The 20,531-nt window shown below is 72.7% G+C and carries 16 protein-coding genes; 11 read left to right on the forward strand and 5 right to left on the reverse strand.

Annotation, left to right across the window (positions count from 1 at the left end; all coding sequences use genetic code 11):
* The first annotated feature begins 25 nt into the window (after window positions 1-25).
* The 4 genes from HS045_RS35860 (at window position 26) to ilvC (ending at window position 6,380) form a co-directional block, all read left to right on the forward strand.
* On the forward strand, window positions 26-2,671 hold the full coding sequence (locus HS045_RS35860; protein WP_304609605.1) for a bifunctional diguanylate cyclase/phosphodiesterase: 2,646 nt from the start codon (window positions 26-28) through the stop codon (window positions 2,669-2,671).
* A gap of 184 nt (window positions 2,672-2,855) precedes the next feature.
* Window positions 2,856-4,655 carry an acetolactate synthase large subunit gene (locus tag HS045_RS14370; RefSeq protein ID WP_196451859.1) on the forward strand — a complete coding sequence of 600 codons (1,800 nt, stop codon included), beginning with the start codon at window positions 2,856-2,858 and terminating at the stop codon, window positions 4,653-4,655.
* 83 nt (window positions 4,656-4,738) lie between these two features.
* Window positions 4,739-5,263 carry an acetolactate synthase small subunit gene (ilvN, locus tag HS045_RS14375; RefSeq protein ID WP_196451860.1) on the forward strand — a complete coding sequence of 175 codons (525 nt, stop codon included), beginning with the start codon at window positions 4,739-4,741 and terminating at the stop codon, window positions 5,261-5,263.
* Between the two features lie 130 nt (window positions 5,264-5,393).
* Window positions 5,394-6,380, forward strand: a complete 987-nt coding sequence (gene ilvC / locus HS045_RS14380; protein WP_307827600.1) for a ketol-acid reductoisomerase — start codon at window positions 5,394-5,396, stop codon at window positions 6,378-6,380.
* A 235-nt stretch (window positions 6,381-6,615) separates the two neighbouring features.
* Here ilvC and HS045_RS14385 read toward each other — a convergent pair whose 3' ends face one another.
* Window positions 6,616-7,641 carry a CAP domain-containing protein gene (locus HS045_RS14385; RefSeq protein WP_196451862.1) on the reverse strand — a complete coding sequence of 342 codons (1,026 nt, stop codon included), beginning with the start codon at window positions 7,639-7,641 and terminating at the stop codon, window positions 6,616-6,618.
* Between the two features lie 324 nt (window positions 7,642-7,965).
* Window positions 7,966-8,478 (reverse strand): CAP domain-containing protein, encoded by a 513-nt coding sequence (locus HS045_RS14390; protein WP_196451863.1) that lies wholly within the window; start codon window positions 8,476-8,478, stop codon window positions 7,966-7,968.
* 231 nt (window positions 8,479-8,709) lie between these two features.
* Here HS045_RS14390 and HS045_RS14395 point away from each other — a divergent pair, with 231 nt between their 5' ends.
* Window positions 8,710-10,062: an MFS transporter gene (locus HS045_RS14395; RefSeq protein WP_230884037.1), complete on the forward strand. Its 1,353-nt coding sequence runs from the start codon at window positions 8,710-8,712 to the stop codon at window positions 10,060-10,062.
* Here the strand turns inward: HS045_RS14395 and HS045_RS14400 are convergent.
* On the reverse strand, window positions 10,043-10,588 hold the full coding sequence (locus HS045_RS14400) for a DUF1707 and FHA domain-containing protein (protein WP_196451865.1): 546 nt from the start codon (window positions 10,586-10,588) through the stop codon (window positions 10,043-10,045). The two genes, HS045_RS14395 and HS045_RS14400, sit on opposite strands and share 20 nt — an antisense overlap.
* A gap of 98 nt (window positions 10,589-10,686) precedes the next feature.
* Between HS045_RS14400 and HS045_RS14405 the strand changes: the two genes are divergently transcribed.
* The 3 genes from HS045_RS14405 to HS045_RS14415 are packed head-to-tail and all read left to right on the forward strand — an operon-like array spanning window position 10,687 to window position 14,613.
* The gene (locus HS045_RS14405; RefSeq protein WP_196451866.1) at window positions 10,687-11,262 is read left to right on the forward strand and encodes a PadR family transcriptional regulator; all 576 of its coding nucleotides are present in this window, start codon (window positions 10,687-10,689) and stop codon (window positions 11,260-11,262) included.
* Between the two features lies 1 nt (window position 11,263).
* Window positions 11,264-11,968 carry an ABC transporter ATP-binding protein gene (locus tag HS045_RS14410; protein WP_196451867.1) on the forward strand — a complete coding sequence of 235 codons (705 nt, stop codon included), beginning with the start codon at window positions 11,264-11,266 and terminating at the stop codon, window positions 11,966-11,968.
* Window positions 11,965-14,613 (forward strand): FtsX-like permease family protein, encoded by a 2,649-nt coding sequence (locus HS045_RS14415; protein ID WP_196451868.1) that lies wholly within the window; start codon window positions 11,965-11,967, stop codon window positions 14,611-14,613. Before HS045_RS14410 ends, HS045_RS14415 begins: the two co-directional genes overlap by 4 nt.
* Window positions 14,614-14,728: 115 nt before the next feature.
* On the opposite strand, the gene HS045_RS14420 is transcribed toward HS045_RS14415, so the two are convergent.
* Together HS045_RS14420 and HS045_RS35865 are read right to left on the reverse strand one after the other, a co-directional pair.
* Complete coding sequence (locus HS045_RS14420) at window positions 14,729-15,481, reverse strand: class I SAM-dependent methyltransferase (protein WP_196451869.1); 753 nt, start codon at window positions 15,479-15,481, stop codon at window positions 14,729-14,731.
* Window positions 15,482-15,851: 370 nt separating this feature from the next.
* The gene (locus HS045_RS35865; RefSeq protein ID WP_196451870.1) at window positions 15,852-16,871 is read right to left on the reverse strand and encodes a hypothetical protein; all 1,020 of its coding nucleotides are present in this window, start codon (window positions 16,869-16,871) and stop codon (window positions 15,852-15,854) included.
* A gap of 236 nt (window positions 16,872-17,107) precedes the next feature.
* Between HS045_RS35865 and serA the strand changes: the two genes are divergently transcribed.
* The 3 genes from serA (at window position 17,108) to HS045_RS14435 (ending at window position 20,401) form a co-directional block, all read left to right on the forward strand.
* Window positions 17,108-18,697: a phosphoglycerate dehydrogenase gene (serA, locus tag HS045_RS14430; protein ID WP_196451871.1), complete on the forward strand. Its 1,590-nt coding sequence runs from the start codon at window positions 17,108-17,110 to the stop codon at window positions 18,695-18,697.
* Between the two features lie 388 nt (window positions 18,698-19,085).
* On the forward strand, window positions 19,086-19,208 hold the full coding sequence (locus tag HS045_RS35460; RefSeq protein ID WP_255531813.1) for a hypothetical protein: 123 nt from the start codon (window positions 19,086-19,088) through the stop codon (window positions 19,206-19,208).
* Window positions 19,209-19,354: 146 nt separating this feature from the next.
* Entirely contained in the window at window positions 19,355-20,401 is a 1,047-nt protein-coding gene (locus HS045_RS14435; RefSeq protein WP_196451872.1) for a 3-isopropylmalate dehydrogenase, read from the forward strand.
* Window positions 20,402-20,531 lie beyond the last annotated feature (130 nt).

Here is a 20,531-nt window from a genome sequence, read left to right on the forward strand (position 1 = left end):
ATCGACACTGGATGGGCAGACGACATTGATCCGCTGGCGTGATCCCCGCATACCGCTGACGGCCGCCGCCGCGGCCGGCGTGACGGGGTTCGGTGCCGCTCTCGTCGGCGGCGTGCAGGCCGCGGGCGCGGTGGCGGGCGCCGTGGCGGCCGGGATCGCCGCGGTGTCGCTGCTGGCCGCGGCCTCCCGGGCGGCGGGCCGCCGCCGGGCGCTCTCCTGGCGCTGGCTCGCGGCGGGGTCGATCACCTGGCTGGCCGGGACCGCCGTCCGGCCGTTCGCCGACGGCGCGCCGTTCGCGGTGAACTTCGCCGACCTGGTGCTGCTGACCGGTGCGGCGATGCTGGCGGTGGGCACGGGCCTTTCAGCGGCCCGGCCCGCGTACGGCCGGGCGTTCCTGCGGGACCTGTCCGACGCCTACGTCTGCGCGGCCTCCCTCCTGGTGACCGCCTGGGTGCTCGTGCTGGGCCCGGTCTACCGGGAGGCGGCCGGGGCGGGGGACTTCGCGGTCGACTTCGCCCCGCCGCTGCTCTGCCTGCTGCTGACCTGCGTCGTCGGCCCGGCGGTGGTGCCGATCCGCAGGTCGGCCTGGCCGGTGGGGCTGGCGGCGCTGGCCGTGCTCGCGGCGATCACCGTCGCGGAGACGGCCACCGCGGTGGCCCGGCTCACCGGGGAGACCCCGCCGGCGGTCTGGGCGTGGCCCGCCGTGGCGGCGTTCCTGCTGCTCGCCGCGGTCCCCTGGAACGACCGCGCGCCGGCGGGCGAGGGGGGGCGGCCGGTGCCGCCGCCCGACCCGCCGCTGATCACGGCGCTGCCGCTGCTGCTGGTCGCCGCGGCCACCGCGGTCGTGCTCTTCCGGGTGCTCAGGGGCGGCGCGCAGGGACCGGTGCAGGTCCTGGCCGTCGTCTCGGCGTCGGTCGTGGTCGTGCTGCTGGTCCGGCTGTCCACCGCGCTGGCGGAGATCGGCCGCGCGCGGGTCCTGGTCGACCTCGGCGAGCGGCAGCTGCGCGACCTGGCGGAGAGCACCGGCGACGTGGTCCTGCTGTGCGACCACGGCGGCGTGATGCACGAGGTCGGCGCCGGCGTGGAGATCCTGTACGGCTACCGCCCCGACGAGCTGACCGGCCGGTCGATCTTCGACTACGTCCACCCCGAGGACCTGCCCGGGATCCAGGAGGCGCTGCGCGCGATGAGCCTGGAGGAGGAGCCGGTCAGGGGCCCGGAGGCCTTCATGGTCGCCTGCCGGGTCCGGGCGGCCGACGGCACCTGGCGGCCGACCGAGTCGGTGGCCACCCGGCACGTGCGCGGACAGGACCTGCTGCTGATCACCACCCGCGACGTCAGCGACGAGGAGGCCCTGCGCAACCAGGTCACCCACCTCACCTTCCACGACGGCGTCACCGGCCTGCCCAACCGGGCCTACTTCGAGGAGCGCACCCGGGAGGTGCTGGCCCGCCCCGGCGAGAGCCGCGCCGTCGTGGTCTTCCTCGACCTGGACGGCTTCACCTCGGTCAACGACTCGGTCGGCCACGCCAGCGGCGACTACCTGCTCGGCCAGGCCGCGCGCCGGCTGCGCGCCGCCGTACGGGCCGACGACACCCTGGCGCGCTGGGGCGGCGACGAGTTCGCGGTGCTGCTGGAGACGGGGGCGGACGCCCAGACGGCGGTGGACCTGGCCGAACTGCTGGTCCACACGGTCTCCTCCGAGCCGTTCCGGGTGGCCGACCGCGACATCGCGCTGACCGCGAGCGTCGGGGTGGCCTTCGCCGACGACGAGGTGCCCTCGGCCGACCTGATCCGCAACGCCGACGTGGCGATGGCCCGCGCCAAGGAGCTGGGCGGGCGCCGGGTCGAGGTGTTCGCCGCGCACATGCACGCCGACGTGGTCCGGCGCCTGGAGCTGGCCGCGGACCTGCAGCGGGCGCTGCTGGAGAACCAGTTCGCGATCGAGTACCAGCCGGTGGTGGACCTGGCGACCTCGCGCGTCACCGCGGTGGAGGCGCTGGTGCGCTGGTGGCGGGGGAGCGCGTTCGTGCCGCCGGAGCAGTTCCTGGGCCCGGCCGAGGACACCGGCCTGATCGTGCCGCTGAGCGAGTGGATCCTGCGCCAGGCGTGCCAGGAGGTGGCCGCGTGGCGGGCGTCGTCGTGGGACATCGGGCTCTCGGTCAACCTGTCGGCCCGGCAGATCATCGCGCCGCGCTTCGTGGAGACCGTGGAGTCGGCGCTGGCCGAGAGCGGCCTGCCGCCCAGCGCACTCACCCTCGAAGTCATCGAGGAGATGCTGGTCGAGGACGCCGAAGAGATCATCGACCGCCTCTCGGCGCTGCGGAACCTGGGCGTACGGCTGGCGATCGACGACTTCGGCACCGGTTACGCCTCGCTGGCGTTCCTGCGGCAGCTCCCCGTGGACATGATCAAGATCGATCCGTCCTTCGTGTCGGGGCTGGGCTCGGACGAGACGCTGACGCTGCTGACCCGCACGATCGTGCGGCTCGGGCACGACCTCGGGCTCACCGTGGTCGCGGAGGGCATCGAGCGCGCCGAGCAGCTGGAGCTGCTGCGCGAGATGGGCTGCACGCACGGCCAGGGATACCTGGTGGCGCGGCCGATGACCGCCCGGGGCGTCGACTCGCTGATGCCGGCCGGCGCCTCCAGCCTGCAGGGCAGTGTCTGACATCTCGTATCCTGAGACATGCGTTCCATGGATTTGACGCCGGAACGCTCCGTCGGTCATGGTGGAGCCATGCATCACCGTGGGATTCGCGTAGTACTTCGCCGGCGCGCAGGCCGTTAAGCGAAGCACTCCGACCTGCGCGCCGCCCCGGCTCCGCCTCTCGTAGGCGGACGGGGCATTTTTTATGCCAGCAGAAAGCTCAGCCACGCATCAGCCACGCATCAGCCAGGCAAGGAACGAGCCGATGACCGAACAGATGACAGGAGCCCAGGCCCTCGTGAGGGCGCTGGAGCACGTCGGGGTCGACACCGTGTTCGGGATTCCGGGTGGGGCGATCCTCCCCGCCTACGATCCCCTCTACGATTCGACCAAGGTCCGGCACGTGCTTGTACGGCACGAGCAGGGCGCCGGGCACGCGGCCCAGGGCTACGCGCAGGCCACCGGCAGGGTCGGGGTGTGCATGGCCACCAGCGGTCCGGGCGCGACCAACCTGGTCACCCCGATCGCCGACGCCTACATGGACTCGGTCCCGATGGTCGCGATCACCGGCCAGGTGGCGAGTCACGCGATCGGCACCGACGCGTTCCAGGAAGCCGACATCTCCGGCATCACCATGCCGATCACCAAGCACAACTTCCTGATCACCGATCCCGCCGACATCGCGCGGACGATTCTGGAGGCCTTCCACATCGCCTCCACCGGCCGCCCCGGTCCGGTCCTGGTCGACATCTCCAAGGACGCCCTCCAGGCGACGACGACCTTCCCGAGCTGGCCGCCGGCGATGCAGCTGCCCGGCTACCGGCCGGTGACCCGGCCGCACTCCAAGCAGATCCGCGAGGCGGCCAAGCTGATCGCCGAGGCGAAGCGGCCGGTGCTGTACGTCGGCGGCGGCGTGCACAAGGCGGGCGCCTCGGCGGAGCTGCGCGAGTTCGCCGAGCTGACCGGCATCCCGGTGGTCACCACCCTGATGGCGCGCGGCACCTTCCCCGACAGCCACCCGCAGCACATGGGCATGCCCGGCATGCACGGCTCGGTGTCGGCGGTCGGTGCGCTGCAGAAGTCGGACCTGATCATCGGGCTGGGCGTGCGCTTCGACGACCGGGTCACCGGCGAGCTGTCCAGCTTCGCGCCGTACGCCAAGGTGGTGCACGCCGACATCGACCCGGCCGAGATCTCCAAGAACCGGCACGCGGACGTCCCGATCGTGGGCGACTGCAAGGAGGTCCTCACCGAGCTGATCGCCGCGGTGCGCGCGGACGACCGCAAGGGCGACTACACCGACTGGTGGACGGCGCTGAACACCTACAAGACGACCTACCCCCTGGGCTACGCCGAGTTCGAGGACGGCTCCCTGGCCCCGCAGTACGTCATGGAGCGGCTGAGCGCGATCGTCGGCCCGGACGCGATCTACACCGCGGGCGTCGGCCAGCACCAGATGTGGGCCGCGCAGTTCATCGGCTACGAGAGGCCGGGCACGTTCATCAACTCCGGCGGAGCCGGCACGATGGGCTTCTCGCTCCCGGCCGCGATGGGCGCCAAGATGGGCCGCCCCGACGCCACGGTCTGGGCGATCGACGGCGACGGCTGCTTCCAGATGACGAACCAGGAGCTGGCCACCTGCACCATCGAGGGCGTGCCGATCAAGGTCGCGATCATCAACAACGGCAACCTCGGCATGGTCCGCCAGTGGCAGACGCTCTTCTACAACGAGCGCTACTCCAACACCGACCTGCAGACGGTCCGCCGGATCCCCGACTTCGTCAAGCTCGCGGAAGCGTACGGTTGTGTGGGCCTGCGCTGCGAGCGTCCCGAGGACGTGGACGCCACCATCGAGAAGGCGATGGAGATCAACGACGTGCCGGTGGTGATCGACTTCGTCGTCCACCAGGACGCGATGGTCTGGCCGATGGTCGCCGCCGGGACCAGCAACGACGACATCAAGTTCGCGCGCGACATGGCGCCGGTCTGGGACAGCGAGGAGTAGGACGTGAGCGAGCGCAGCGAGCGAATCAAGAGACACAGCGGGCTTGCGAATGCGTCGACGAGCCGCCAGGCGAGGAGGAACGCATGAGCAGGCACACGCTCTCCGTCCTGGTGGAGAACAAGCCCGGCGTGCTCGCGCGCGTCGCGGCGCTGTTCAGCCGTCGCGGGTTCAACATTGACTCGCTGGCGGTCGGGCCGACCGAGCACGCGGACATCTCGCGGATGACCATCGTGGTCAACGTCGAGGAACTGCCGTTGGAGCAGGTCACCAAGCAGCTCAACAAGCTGGTCAACGTGCTGAAGATCGTGGAGCTCGACCCGGGCCAGGCGGTCCAGCGCGAGCTCATGCTGATCAAGGTGCGGGCCGACGCCGACACCCGGTCGAACGTGCTGGAACTGGTCAACCTGTTCCGCGCGCGCTGCGTCGACGTCGCCTCCGACGCGGTGACCATCGAGGTCACCGGGACGCCGGACAAGCTGGAGGCCTTCATCAAGGTCCTGGAGCCGTTCGGCATCAAGGAACTCGTCCAGTCGGGCATGGTGGCCATCGGCCGCGGCGCCCGTTCCATCACCGACCGCTCCCTCCGGGCCCTGGACCGGACCGCGTAGAGGGCGGATCGCCGAGCGCGCGGGGCGGCCGACCGGAGCGGATCCGGACGGCCGCGCCGCACGCGCGGAGAGGGGCCCGACCGTGAGCAGAGCCGTACAAAACCCTGAAAGGTTCAAGTAAGTGACTGAGATCTTCTACGACGACCAGGCCGACCTGTCGATCATCCAGGGCCGCGTCGTGGCCGTCATCGGGTACGGCAGCCAGGGCCACGCCCACGCGCTCTCCCTGCGGGACTCCGGCGTGGACGTCCGCGTCGGCCTGCCCGAGGGCTCCAAGAGCCGGGAGAAGGCCGAGGCCGACGGCCTGCGCGTGCTGACCCCGGCGGAGGCGGCCGCCGAGGCCGACCTGATCATGATCCTCGCGCCGGACCACATCCAGCGCCACCTGTACGCGCAGGACATCCAGCCGAACCTGCAGCCGGGCGACGCGCTCTTCTTCGGTCACGGCCTGAACATCCGCTACGGCCTCATCGAGGCGCCCGAGGGCGTCGACGTCGCGATGGTCGCCCCCAAGGGCCCCGGCCACCTCGTCCGCCGCCAGTACGCCGCGGGCCGCGGCGTGCCGTGCCTGGTCGCCGTCGAGAAGGACGCCACCGGAGGCGCCTGGCCGCTGGTCCTGTCGTACGCCAAGGGCATCGGCGGCACTCGGGCGGGCGCGCTGAAGACCACCTTCACCGAGGAGACCGAGACCGACCTGTTCGGCGAGCAGGCCGTGCTGTGCGGCGGCGTCTCGGAGCTGATCAAGGCCGGGTTCGAGACCCTGATCGAGGCCGGCTACCAGCCCGAGGTCGCCTACTTCGAGTGCCTGCACGAGATGAAGCTGATCGTCGACCTCATGTACGAGGGCGGCATCCACAAGATGTACTGGTCGGTCTCCGACACCGCCGAGTACGGCGGCTACTCCCGCGGCCCGCGCGTCGTGACGCCGGAGACGAAGAAGGAGATGCAGCGCATCCTGGCGGAGATCCAGTCCGGCGAGTTCGCCAAGGAGCTCGTCGACGAGTTCGACGGCGGCCAGAAGCGCTTCACCGCCTACCGCGAGGAGCTGGCCGAGCACCCGATCGAGAAGACCGGCGCCACGCTCCGCCCGATGATGAGCTGGCTCAAGGACAAGTAGGCCCTTTCCCGGGCACGGTTCCGCACGGCCGTACGGAGGTCCTCCCCGTACGGCGACGCCCCCGCGACGGATGACCGTCGTGGGGGCGTCGTCTTCTCCCGGTGGGGGGTCGGCCGGGAGCGCCCCGCGGATCCTCCCGCCCGCCGCGACCGCCCGGACGGCGGCGGCGGCGGAGGACGGAAGGGCCCGCAGGAGCGGGGGAGCGGCGAGGAGGCCCCTCGGCCGTCCGCGGGTCCTACTTGGTGGCGAAGTTCTGGGTCCAGTAGATCTGGCCCTGCGCGTTCTTGGCCGCGCCGACGCCGATGAGGTTGTAGCCGCAGTTCATGATGTTGTCCTTGTGGCCGGGGCTCTTCATCCAGCCGTCGACCACGGCGGCCGGGTTCGGGTAGCCCCAGGCGATGTTCTCGGCGAAGGCCCTGCCCCCGGTGAAGCCGGCCCCGCGGATGCGGTCCATGAAGGAGCGGCCGTCCTGGGAGGTGTGGTCGAAGTAGCCCTTGGCCGCCATGTCGGCGGAGTGGCCGTAGGCGGACTGGCGCAGCTGCGGGTCGTGCTTGAGGGGGGCGCAGCCGCCCTTGGCCCGCTCGACGTTGGTCAGCCGCACGACCTCGTTCTCCTCGGCCGTGCCCACGCCGCCGGGCGTGCCGGGCGAGTTGCTCGGCGGGGCCGGGGTGGTGGGCTTGCTCGTCGGCGGGGCCGGGGTGGTGGGCTTGCTGCTCGGCGGGGCCGGGGTGGTGGGCTTGCTCGTCGGCGGAGCGGGGGTGGTGGGCGTGGCCGTGGGCTTGGCGGTGGGCTTGGCGGTGGGGGTGCCGCTCGGCGGGGCCGGGGTGGTGGGCTTGCCGCTCGGCACCGCGGTGGCCGTGGGGGACGGGAAGCCCGGCAGCGAGCAGGACAGCCGGACCGGCAGGGAGCGGGCCCGGTTGCCCCGGTAGTCGACGACCTCGGTGTAGTACGTGCCGATGGTCTTGCTGCACTCCAGGCTGAGGTCCAACCGGCCGTTGACGATCCCTCGCTGGGATCCGCTCTTGACGGTGCGGTCGGGACCGGGCTGGACGCGCTTGATGCGGAGCCGGACCAGAGAGGTGTTCTCGCAGCCGGCGCGGGCCGCGGACGCCTCGATCTTCCCGGCAGGCGTGACATAGGGGGCGCTCACCGACACGCCGCACATGTCCCCCGGGCCCGCCTCGGCGTGGGCCGCGGCGGCGGGGGCGCTCAGGGCCGCCAGACTTCCGAGGCACACGAGTGCTCCGAACGGTCTGCGCATGTGGGTTCCTCCAGATGGGTGGACGCTGGATGGGTCCGCATTCTGGTCCCCACAGACCTGTCTTGTCACGAAATTTCGGACAAAAATCTGAGGCGCCGGTAAACCGAAGGGGCTACTGGAGCGTCGCGAAACGCCGTTGGACCGATTCCGACCAGGCATATTCCGGTGCGAGATATGTCCGGAAAGATCGGAAAGTGTCCGAAAAAATCTTGTGCGGGGAGGACCGGGCCGAGACGGACGGCCCCGTGCCGGATCACCGCCGCGGGGCCGCGCGTCCCCGTCCGGGACGCGCGGGGAGGAGTCCTCCCCGCGGCCCGCGGGCGGTCACTGCTTGGCGGCGAAGTTCTGCGTCCAGTACGGCCTCCCGCTGCTGTTCTTGGCCAGGCCCACCCCGATGTCGGCGTAGCCGCAGTTCATGATGTTGGCCCGGTGCCCGGGGCTGTTCATCCAGGCCGTGACCACCGCGGACGGGGTCTGCTGGCCCCAGGCGATGTTCTCCGCCCAGCGCCGGGCCCCGGTGTAGCCGGCCGCCCTGATGCGGTCGCCGACGGTCCGGCCGTCCTTGGAGGTGTGGCTGAAGTAGTTCTGGGTGGCCATGTCGAGCGAGTGGCGGTAGGCGGCCGTGCGGAGGTACGGGTTGTTGGCGAGAGCGCGGCAGCCGCCCTTCTGGCGCTGGAGGTTCGTCAGCCGCACCACCTCGTCCTCCTCGGGGGTCGCCGCCACGCCGCTCGTCGCGGTGGGGGCGGCGGTCGGCTCGACCGCGGGGGCGGCGACGGCCGGGCTGCTCAGGGCCGTCGCGGCGCCGAGGCACACGAGTGCTCCTAGCGGTCTGCGCATGTCGGTTCCTCCATCCTGCAGATGGTCTGACCTGGATGAATTCCGCGATCCGCGGCCAACGAACGCCTCTTTAGCGAAATTTCGGACAAAACGGCATGAAAATGGCAGTCGTGTGTCTATGGGGATATTTCAGGCCGTGAGTGGCGGGAGGGCGCCGCCGATGGAACGGTCCCGAGGGAAGAGCGCCGGATGGGCCTACCAAGCGAGCACTTGGTGCGATTCAATGTGATGATGATCACGCCGACGTCCGGAGTCCCCGTCCCCGCCGTCCCCGCCGTCCTGCGCGGCGTGCGCCTCGGCTACGGCGTCGGCTCGGTCTGCACGGCCACCTTCGGCACCGTCCCGGGCCTGCTGCTGCTGTTCTACATGACCGACGTGCTGGCCGTACCCGCCTGGATCGCGGGCCTGGTGGCCTTCCTCCCCAAGGTCTGGGACGTCGTCGTCAACCCCTGGGTCGGCCAGCGCTCCGACCGGACGGTCTCCCGGTTCGGCGCCCGCCGCCCCTGGATGCTGCTGGGCGCGCTCACCCTGCCGCCGGCGTTCGCCGCGATGTTCGCGGGTCCGCCGCTCACCGGTCCGCCCGCCGCGGCGTACGTCGCGGTCTGCTACCTGCTCACCGCCACGGCCTACGCCTGCTACGAGGTCCCCTACAAGGCGATGCCGGCCGAGATGACCGGCGACTACCACGAGCGCTCGGCGATCCTGCAGTGGAAGATGGTCTTCATCGGCCTGGCGATCCTGCTGTCCGGTTCCGTCGCGCCCGCGATCGCGGGCACCGAGGTGTCCGGCTACCGGCGCATGGGCCTGGTCGTCGCCGCGGTGCTGCTCGTGTCGATGCTGGCCTCCTTCTTCGGTACGGCCCGCGCCCCGGTGACCGTCCGGGCCGAGGCCGAGCCGTCGCTGCGGGCGCAGTTCGCCGCGGCCCGCACGAACCGGCCGTTCCTGCTGCTGCTCGCGCTGAGCTGCGCCCAGATGTTCGCCGCCGGGACGCTGCTCGCGGGCGCGCCGTACTTCGCGACCTACACGCTGGGCGATCCCGGGGCGACCAGCACCCTCCTGCTGTGCATCGTGGGACCGCTGCTGGTGACGATGCCGGGCTGGGTCGCCCTGTCGCGGCGCTACGACAAGCGCGGGGCGATGCTCGCGGCCTCGGCGCTGTTCGCCGCCGGCGCGGCCGCGATGGCGCTGACCGAGGAGCTCGGGCCGGTCTACGCGCACGCGTGCGTGCTGGTCGTCGGCGTCGGCTACGCCGGGCTGCAGCTGCTGCAGTACTCGATGCTCTCCGACGTGATCGTCCACGACGCGGCGGTCACCGGCAGGAACCGCGCCGGGGTGTTCACCGGCCTGTGGACGGCGGCCGAGACGGTGGTCTTCGCCTTCGGCGCGCTGGTGCTCGGCTGGCTGCTGGGCGTGGCGGGCTTCGTGGAGTCCGGCTCGGGCGCGGCGGTCGAGCAGCCCGCGTCGGCGGTCCGGGCCGTGCTGTACGGCGGCACGCTGGTGCCCGCCCTCTTCGCCGGGATCGCCGTGCTGCTGACGACGCGCTATCTCCTCACGGAGGAGGAGATCAGGTCGGCTGGGGCGTGACCACCACGAACGCGCAGTCGCCGAAGGAGATCACGTCGCCCGGCCGGACCCGCGCCGGGCCGACCAGCCGCCAGTCGTTCAGCCGGGTGCCGTTGAGCGAGCCGAGGTCGACGAGGATCCAGTCGTCGTCGTCCCGGCGGAGCTCGGCGTGGATCCGGGAGACGGTCAGGTCGGCCAGGACCAGGTCGCAGGCCGAGCCCCGGCCCACCACGTAGCGGCTGCGGGCGTCGCCGGGCAGGGCCAGCTTGGGCAGCCGCGGCCGGCGCCAGGCGGACTCCACCCGCGTGGTGAAGTCGGAGATCGACGAGACGACCTCCGTCACCATGCGGCGCAGCCGGCCGCGCTGCGGCAGGTCGGCGACCAGGTGCTCCAGCTCGCCCTGGCTGCGGGCGCGCAGGGCCATGTCGACGCGTCCGAGGAACGTGTCGTGCGACAGCCGTCCCTCGACGGCGCGGTCCCGGAGCTCGTTGATCGCACGATCGCGGTCCCCGTCGGATGCGCGGGCCGGGGGATGCGTCGAGCTCATCCCCCGAGTATCGGTGCCAACCACGATTCCTGTCCAGAATATGCGGATCCCCGCCCCCAGGTTGCCGTGACCATACTGAGTATGCATACTCAGTATCCATGGCGATCCGACATGGGCTGCTCGCCCTGCTGAGCCAGGGACCCCGCTACGGCTACCAGCTGCGCTCCGAGTTCGAGGCGTCGACGGGGGCGATCTGGCCGCTCAACATCGGCCAGGTCTACACGACGCTCTCGCGCCTGGAACGCGACGGCCTGGTGGCCCCCGGCGAGCAGGACGCCCAGGGCCGGGTCGTCTACACGATCACCGAGGCCGGCCGGGCCGAGATGGAGCGATGGCTCAGCACCCCCGTCGCCCGGTCCGACCGGCCCCGGGACGAACTGGTCGTCAAGCTCGCCATGGCGGTCGCGGCCGGCGCCGACCCGCGCCCGGTGATCCGGGCCCAGCGCACCGCGACCATGCGCGCGCTGCAGGAGCTCACCCGCGCCATGGCGGGCGCCGAGGGCCCGGCGCAGCGGCTGGTGCTCGACTCGATGGTCTTCCAGGCCGAGGCGGAGCAGCGCTGGCTCGACCACTGCGAGGCCGTGCTCGCGGCCTCCCCCCGCACGCAGGAGACACCGCAGGCCCCCCGCTTCCCGGAGCCGGGATCCGGGCCCTTCCCCGATGAGGAGTTCTGAGATGAGCGTCGATCCGGTCGTACGGCTGGCGGACGTGACCCGCGTCCACGGCGACGGCCCGCAGGCCGTACCCGCGCTGCGCGGGGTGAGCCTGGACGTCGCGGCCGGAGAGCTGGTCGCGGTGATGGGACCGTCGGGGTCCGGCAAGTCGACCCTGCTGAACCTGGCCGGCGGGCTGGACGCGCCCACCTCGGGCGAGGTGACCGTCGAGGGCACGCCGCTGTCCGGGCTGTCCGCCAAGGAGCTCGCGGCGCTGCGCCGCAGGCGCGTCGGCTACGTCTTCCAGGACCTCAACCTGATCCCGTCGCTGACCGCCGCCGAGAACGTGATGCTCCCGCGCGAGCTGGACGGCGTGCGGGCGCGGCAGGCCCGGAGCGAGGCGGTGGAGATCCTCGCCGAGATCGGGATCACCGAGCCCGGCCGCTTCCCCGACGAGCTCTCCGGCGGCCAGCGGCAGCGGGTCGCCATCGCCCGGGCCCTCGTCGGCGGGCGGCGGCTGATCCTGGCCGACGAGCCCACCGGCGCGCTGGACACCCCCACCGGCGATGACGTCCTGCGCCTGCTGCGCGCCCGCTGCGACGCCGGCGCGGCCGTGCTGCTGGTCACCCACGAGCCGCGCTACGCCGCCTGGGCCGACCGGGTGGTCTTCCTGTGCGACGGCGAGGTCGCCGACTCCACCGCCGCGCCCCTGGAGAGTGCCCGATGAGCGCCGGCCGGACGGGGAGGACCACCCGCTCCCCGCTGGCGGCCCTGCTCGCCGCCCTGCGGATCTCCCGCCGCGACGCCCTGCGGTCCAAGGGGCGCAGCGCCCTGATCATTGCCATGATCGGTCTGCCCGTGCTCGTCGTCACCGCCTTCCTGACCCTCGCGGAGACCGCCGACATCGACCCGCGCGAGGGCCTGACCGCCGCCCTCGGCACGGCCGACGCCCACATCAGGACGGCCCCCGCACGGGCGCCGCTCCGGCAGGACCTCGTCGGCAGGGCCTGGAGTTCCCCGGGCGGGGACTTCGAGGCGCCGCCTCCTCCGCCGTGGACGGAGACCGAGGTGGCCGGTCTCCTGGAGACCGGGACCCGGCTGCTGCCGGCGAACGAGGGCACCGTCGAGTTCCGCGGACCGGACGGCTACGACCAGGCGGACGCCCTGGAGACGGACCTGCGCGACCCGCTGACCGCGGGCATGTTCCGCCTGCTGGAGGGGCGGTTCCCCGCCTCCTCGCAAGAGGTCGTGGTGACCGCCGCGCTGCGCGGGCAGGGCCTCCGACGGGGCGCGGCGCTGGCGGTGACCCGGCAGGACCGGCCGGTGCGGATCGTCGGTGTGGTCGAGCATCCGCACCGGATCGACTGGCCGCAGATCGTGGGATTCCCCGGGGTCCTGCTCCTGGACCGGCGCGACGGGTCCGGGACCGGCTGGCTGGCGGACACCCCCGGTCCGGTGGTCTGGGAGACCGTGCGGAAGCTGAACGCGGCCGGGCTGCTCGTGCACTCCCGTGCCGCGGTGCAGAACCCGCCCGCCCCCGAGCAGCTGGGTCTGCCGTCAGGCCGCCGCCTGGAGTCGGTCGTGGCGATCGGGCTCACCGGGACCATGATCGTGCTGGAGGTGGTGCTGCTCGCCGGTCCCGCCTTCGCGGTGGGGCTGCGCCGCCGCCGCCGGGAGCTCGCGCTGCTCGCCGCGCAGGGCGGCTCCCCGGGGCAGCTGCGCACGGTCGTGCTCGCCGACGGCCTGGTCCTGGGCGGTACGGCGGCGCTGCTCGGGCTCGTCCTGGGCGTGGGCGGGGCGTCCCTGGCGGCGCTGCTGGAGGCGGGGCGGCTGATCGGTCGGGCGGGTCCGCTGGACGTCCCGTGGGGATGGGTCGTGGGCATCGCGGTGCTGGGTACGGTCAGCGGGTTGGCCGCCGCCGTGGCGCCCGCCGTACAGGCGGCCCGGCAGGACCCGGCGGCGGTGCTGGGCGGGCGCAGGAACCGGGCGCGCGAGCGGGCGGGCCGGCCCGTGCTCGGCACGGTCCTGCTCGTCGCGGGGATCGCCGCGGCGGTGTTCGCGGTCCGGTTCGACGCGATCTGGGTCCTCGCCGCCGCGCTGCTCTCCCAGCTCGGGCTGATCGCGCTGACGCCCCGGCTGGTCAGGGCCGCCGCGGGGCTGGCGGGCCGCCTCCCGCTCCCGTTCCGCCTGGCCGCCCGGGACGCCTCCCGGCACCGGATCCGCACGGCCTCCGCCGTCGCGGCGGTCATGACCGCGACCGCCGCGTTCACGGCGGCAGGCGTCGCGGTGAGCAGCGACTTCGCCGAGAACCGGGACTCCTTCCAGGCGTTCGTCCCGGCGGGGACCCTGGTGGTCGAGGGCAGGGATCTGGACGACGCCGCCTGGGCGAAGGTCAGGGAGGCCGTCCGGGAGAGGCTGCCGGACGCGCCGCTGATCGAGGCCGCCGAGGTGCGGGACGAGGCGGGGCGGGGCATGGGGATAGAGGTCGTGCCGCCCTCCGACTCCAGGCGGGTCTTCCGGGGGGCGGAGCTGCCGGTCGGGGACGGCCGGCTGCTCCACCTCGTCCAGGGCCGGCCGGACCCGGTGGCGGGGGCGGCGTTCGCCGCGGGCGCTGCCGTGGTCTTCGACCCGGGCCTGCTGCGCGACGGGCGGCTGACGCTGGAGCTCTGGCCGCACGGTGAAGGCGAGTCGCGCCGGGTGACGGTCCCCGCGGTCGCCGCGCGGGCCGTGAACCCCGAGCACGCCGTCGTGGTGCTGCCCGTCTCCGCTCTCCGCGCCGCCGGGCTGCAGACCGCCCCGCGCCGGCTGTACGTCCCTCCGGACGGCCACCGGCTCGGCACCGAGGAGGAGATCCGGTTCAGGCGGGACCTCGCGGCGGTGTCGGCGGGCAAGGCCGGAAGCTACCTGGAACTGGGCTTCGACGGCGGCTACCTCGCTCCGCAGCTGTGGATCCTGCTGGGGGCGGCGCTCGTCCTGGTGCTGGGCGGCACGTTCGTCGCCACCGGGCTCGCCGCGGCCGACCTGCGGCCGGACCTCGCGACCATGGCCGCCGTGGGGGCGCCGCCCGGCATCCGCAGACTGGTCATCGCCGGACAGGCGGGGTTCATCGCCGGGCTCGGCGTGCTGGTCGGCGCCCTGGCCGGAGTGGTCACGGGCATCGGGGTCGCCTGGCCGATGACGACGCGGACACACGATCTCGCCTATCTGATGGAGACGCACGGGGGGATGCGGCCGTTCCCGCAGGGGCCGCCGACGGTCGAGCTGCCCTGGCTCTTCCTCGCGGCGGTGGTGGTCGGCCTGCCGGTGCTCGCCGCGGCGGTCGCGGCCCTGTTCGCCCGCACGAAGGTGACGCTCACCCGCCGAATCGCCTGACCCCGGCCCGGTCCTCCTGCGCCGAAGCACCGGGGGAGGACCGGGCGGTGCGGCGCACGGTGTCGCACGGCACCGGGCAGCACCGGACGGCACCGGGCGGCACCGGGGGTACGGCCTACGGCAGGGTGATGCGGATCTTGGACTGCTTGTGCGGGAGCTCCTCCCAGTCGTCCATGAACTTGGCCGTCAGGCCGTGCCGGGCGGCCAGGTTCACCAGCGTCTCGGTCCGGTAGTAGAAGTCCTCGCGCAGCACCTGGTGCTCGCGGCCCTCGGTCCGGTCGAAGGTGAAGTCGAACCAGCCGCCGGGCCGCATGACGCGGCCCACGTGGGCGAAGCACTCCTCGATCACGTGCAGCGGGGAGTGGGAGAAGACGCTGTGCGCGTGGACCACGTCGAAGTGCGCGTCGGGCAGGAACTCCAGCCTCAGGTCCCGGACCGGGGTCAGGTGCGGGAGCTTGTCGCGCAGGCCGTACTCGACGAGGGTCTTCTGGGCGGCGACGAGGATGTCGGGGGAGATGTCGAGGCCGTAGTAGCCGCCGGCGTCGAGGTAGTCGATGAACAGGCGGCCGGCGCGCAGGTTGCCGCAGCCGATCTCCAGCATCCGGTGCTCCGGGCGCAGGCCGTGCCCGACCAGGTAGTCGAACTGCATCCGGCCGAGGGCCAGCCAGCGCTCGTGCGACTTGCTGCCCACCGCCGCCTCGGGGTTGCGCGCCGTGTCCGACCTCATCACGGCCCGGTAGTAGCTGACGTGGTCGCTGGTGCGCAGCCGGAACCAGGTGTCCCGGGCCAGCCGCCGCACGTGCGGGACGATGCGGTCCGGATGCCGTACGGCATAGCGCAGCTGATGGATCGGGTTGGAACGGGTCATCTCCGCTGAACCTCCGCGAGCCGGTGCGTGCAGGTCGTCGGCGCCGCGGTGAAGCTGACCACCGCGGGGACGGCGGCCTGGCCGGCCGGGGCGCGCAGCGCCCGCGAGGCCGCTGGACGGCCAGACCCGCAAGGGCATGGGTACCAGAACCGCGCAGGCCGCGGCCGTCAGCGGCGGTCCGGGAGCGTCCGGGACGTACGCCGCGAAGTACGGCGCGGCGACCCGATCCCGCGGGGGCGCCGGACCGCGGATTCCCCGGTCCGCGACGCTCCGCGGCGTCCCGCGACACCGCGGAGAACCCGCGGAGAGCCCGCGGAGAGCCCATGGAGAACCCGCGGCTGTTCCGCGGCGGTCCCGTGTCGGCCCGCGGTCAGTCCCGCACGTCGGCGCAGACCACGTGGGCGCCGACCTCGATCATGCGCTGCTCGCTGCGCGCGTCGGCGACCCGCGCCATGAGGATCGGCGCGTCGCTCGCCGCCAGCTGGGGCAGCCGGGCCCGCACCATGCGGTGCAGGTCCCGCACCACGTCCTCGGCCGCGGACATGTGCACCTTGACGTGGAGCATGATCCCGGGAGCGCCCGAGGCGGTCCGGGCCTCGGAGATCCACACGTGGTGGATCAGCGGGAAGTCGGCGAGCAGCTGGGCGATCGCCACGCGCAGCGCGGGCAGGATCGGGTGGGCGCACCGCTTGTAGCCCGGATCGACCATCTGCATCGGCCCCGACAGGTGGGGGCGCGGCGCGGGGATCCACGGCTGGGCGGAGGCCGCCGGCACGGGGGTGGTCATCGGCCGGGCCGGTGGGAGCGGCCGGCTCGGCGGGGCGGGAGGGCCCGCGGCGACCGGGGGCGCGGGCGAGGCCAGCGGGCCCATCGATCCGGCCGGGGCCAGCGGACCCATCGATCCGGTGGGGGCCAGCGGGGGAGCCGAGGCCACCGGGTCGGCCGCCCGCACCGCCGAGGCGCGGCGGACCGTCGCCATCGCCCCCGTCGCGTAGGCGGTCGGGGCGGTGCCCGACAGGCCCGACAGCGCCGGCGTGGGGCCGGTGCGGGTGGAGCGCAGGTACCGCAGGAGGTCCTCGATCGGCACGGCCGCGGCCGTGGGCCCGGCGGCGTCGATCACGATCTCGCGCACGCCGGTGACGCGCTGGATGTCGAGGATGGTGTCGGCGTCGCAGTCCGACAGGGAGTGGCTGCCGCCGTGCCGCGCGTAGGTGCTCGCGGAGGTGTAGCCGAGCAGCACCCGGTCACCGGTCTGCGTCGTCCCGAGGACCACGGAGCGGTCCGGCCGGACCGCGACGAGGAGCCCCCCTTCGGCAAGCGCGGCCAGCAGCCGGTGCGGGCCGCCGTGTTGCGCGAGCACATCGCCGAGAGCGGGGTTGCCGATGCTCATATGACGAACGATAGGTAGAGGACCACGGCTTATGAGGGTAATCGTGAAGATTTATCGCAGCAATACCAAGTTGAAGGTTCCGTGCATGAGATTCGCGGGGATTGGGTACCCGTCCCGGCCCGCAGGCCGCAGGTGATCTCCGTCTCGGATCGCGGGACACTCGTGAACACGTTCACAAGCGTCGATAGACTGCGTGAGATCCGGTGCAGCCCTCCCCGTCTCGTAAGGAACCATCAGTGAACAAGCCCGTCGTCCTGGTCGCAGAGGAACTCTCCGAGGCCGGTCTCGCGGTCCTTGGCGCGGACTTCGAGGTCCGTCACACCGACGGCGCCGACCGCGCCCAGTTCCTGCCCGCCCTCGCCGACGTGGACGCGCTCATCGTGCGCAGCGCCACCCAGGTGGACGCCGAAGCCATCGCGAACGCGCCCCGGCTCCGCGTCGTCGCCCGCGCGGGCGTCGGCCTGGACAACGTGGACGTGGAGGCGGCGACCAAGGCCGGCGTCATGGTCGTCAACGCGCCGACCTCCAACATCACCAGCGCCGCCGAGCACACCGTCGCGCTGATCCTCGCCTCCGCCCGCAACGTCGCCCAGGCGCACGCCGCGCTCAAGGGCGGCGAGTGGAAGCGCTCGAAGTACACCGGAGTGGAGCTCGACGAGAAGGTCGTCGCGATCCTCGGCCTCGGCAAGATCGGCCAGCTGGTCGCCCAGCGGCTGCAGCCGTTCGGCGTCCAGCTGATCGCCTACGACCCCTACCTGCAGCCGGCCCGCGCCGCGCAGATGGGCGTGCGCCTGGTCTCGCTGGAGGAGGCGCTGCGCGAGGCCGACTTCATCACCGTGCACCTGCCGAAGTCCAAGGAGACCATCGGGCTCATCGGCGACAAGGAGCTGCACCTGGTCAAGCCGTCGGCCCGGCTGATCAACGTGGCCCGCGGCGGCATCATCGACGAGGGCGCCCTGTACTCCGCGATCAAGGAGGGCCGGGTCGCCGGCGCCGGCATCGACGTGTTCCCCAAGGAGCCCGTCACCGACAGCCCGCTGTTCGAGCTGGACCAGGTCGTCGTCACCCCGCACCTGGGCGCCTCCACCCACGAGGCCCAGGAGAAGGCCGGCACCCAGGTCGCGCGGAGCGTGAAGCTCGCCCTGGCCGGCGAGTTCGTGCCGGACGCGGTCAACGTCCAGGGCGGCGCCGTCGCCGAGGACGTCAAGCCGGGCCTGCCGCTGGCCGAGAAGCTCGGCCGGGTGTTCACCGCCCTGGCCGGCGAGGTCGCCACCGGGCTCGACGTCGAGGTCCGCGGCGAGATCGCCTCCCAGGACGTGCGGGTGCTGGAGCTGGCCGCCCTCAAGGGCGTCTTCACCGACGTGGTCGAGGACGCCGTCACCTACGTCAACGCCCCGCTCCTGGCCAAGGACCGCGGTGTGACGGTGGAGCTGGTCACCAGCTCCGAGAGCCCCGACTGGCGCAACGTGGTGACCGTCCGCGGCGTCCTGGCCGACGGCCGCACGGTCTCGGTCTCGGGCACCCTGTCCGGCCCGCGGCAGATCACGAAGATCGTCGAGGTCAACGGCTACCAGATCGAGATCGAGCCGACCGACCACCTGTCGTTCTTCACCTACTCCGACCGTCCCGGCGTCGTCGGCGTCGTCGGCCGCATCCTGGGCGACCACGGCATCAACATCGCCTCCATGCAGGTGGCCCGGCACGCCAAGGGCGGCAAGGCGCTCATCGCGCTGACCGTCGACACCGCCATCCCGGCCGAGGTCGTCGAGCAGATCGTCACCGAGATCGGCGCCGAGGAAGGCCGCTCGGTCACCCTGGCCGACTAGCGGCCCGCACCCGCGGCGATCGGCGGGCCCCGCCCGCTCGCTCGCGGACGGCCCGCACCCGCGGCGACGCTCTCCGAGACGGCCGCCGTCCCTCACCGGGACGGCGGCCGTCTCAGCATCCGGGAAGTTCGTACACCGGGCGAGACGGCACCGCGATGACCAGGTAATCTGAGATGAAATGCGCCAGGTTCTCGTCATCCTCACCTGCCGCGGCGGGGTCTGACGGGCAGGCCGGCGACCCGTCGCGGTGCGGTGGCGATCGCCGGCCGGAAGCCCCCTCGTCGCCGGTCCGCGATCCGGACCCGCGACCCCAGGCCCGGTCCGGAGCCGCGATCGGACCTCCGGACCTCCTCCCCCCTGGTTCCGTGCCGTTTCCCGTACGATCGAGATGAGAGTCGCCATGTACGACATGTATCCCTGGAACCGTCCCGAGGACGCCAAGGAGGAGGCCGCCGAGGCCCTCCAGGCGGCGCTGGACCGCCGCGACAACGGCGGTGCGCCGAACCGCTAGCCGTACGGCCCGCGCGGGCGGTGCGGCCGGGCGCCGCACGGCATCCGGCAGTACCGCCCTGCTCAGCCGGTATGTCCCGGATATGCGAAGTGTCCGATCGGTGAGATGGGTGTCCGACCACCGGGACGGACCGGTAAGGTTCCAGCATGGATTCGCGTAACATCCGCCTGGCGGTCATCCCGGGTGACGGGATCGGGACCGAAGTCGTCACCGAGGGCCTGAAGGTCCTCGAAGCGGTCGGGGCGAAGGTGGAGACCACCACCTACGACCTCGGCGCCAAGCGCTACCACGAGACCGGCGAGACCCTCCCGGACGCGGTCCTGGACGAGCTGCGCGGCTACGACGCGATCCTCCTCGGCGCGATCGGCGACCCCAGCGTGCCCCCGGGCGTCCTGGAGCGCGACCTGCTGCTGCGGCTCCGCTTCGAGTTGGACCACTACGTCAACCTCCGCCCGGTCAGGCTCTTCCCCGGCGTGGAGACCCCGCTCGGCGGGGCCCGTCCCGAGGACATCGACATGGTCGTCGTGCGCGAGGGCACCGAGGGGCTGTACGCCGGGGCCGGCGGCGTGCTGCGCCGCGGCACCCCGCACGAGATCGCCACCCAGGAGTCGGTGAACACCGCCCACGGCGTCGAGCGCGTCGTCCGCTACGCCTTCGACAAGGCGCTCGCCCGCCCCCGCAGGAAGCTGACGCTGGTCCACAAGACCAACGTGCTGACCTACGCGGGCGACCTGTGGGCCCGCACCGTCGACCGCGTCAGCCTGGAGTACCCCGACGTCGAGACCGACTACTGCCACATCGACGCGGCCTCGATGTTCTTCGTCAACCAGCCGCAGCGGTTCGACGTGATCGTCACCGACAACCTCTTCGGCGACATCATCACCGACATCGGCGCGGCGATCGCCGGCGGCATCGGCCTGGCGGCCAGCGGAAACGTCAACCCCGACCGCACCGCGCCGAGCATGTTCGAGCCGGTCCACGGCAGCGCCCCCGACATCGCCGGCCAGGGCAAGGCCGACCCCACCGCCACGATCCTGTCGGTCGCCATGCTCCTGGACCACCTGGGCCTGGCCGAGGAGGCCGCCCGGGTCGAGCAGGCCGTCGCCGACGACCTGGTCGAGCGGCAGACCGGCTGGAGCGGCCGGACCACCCAGGAGATCGGCGACGACGTCACCGCCCGAGTAGCCGGCTGAGGAAGCCGCCCACCTCGATCCCAGACGCGCCCGGCGGCTCCCAGTGAGCCACCGGGCGCGTCTTCGCGTATCCGGACCCCTCCGCGGGTCCCGCCGCCTGCCGATCACCGGCCGGAATGCAGTAGTTTCC

The organism is Planomonospora sp. ID82291 (assembly GCF_015711645.1).
Taxonomy (GTDB): Bacteria; Actinomycetota; Actinomycetes; order Streptosporangiales; family Streptosporangiaceae; genus Planomonospora.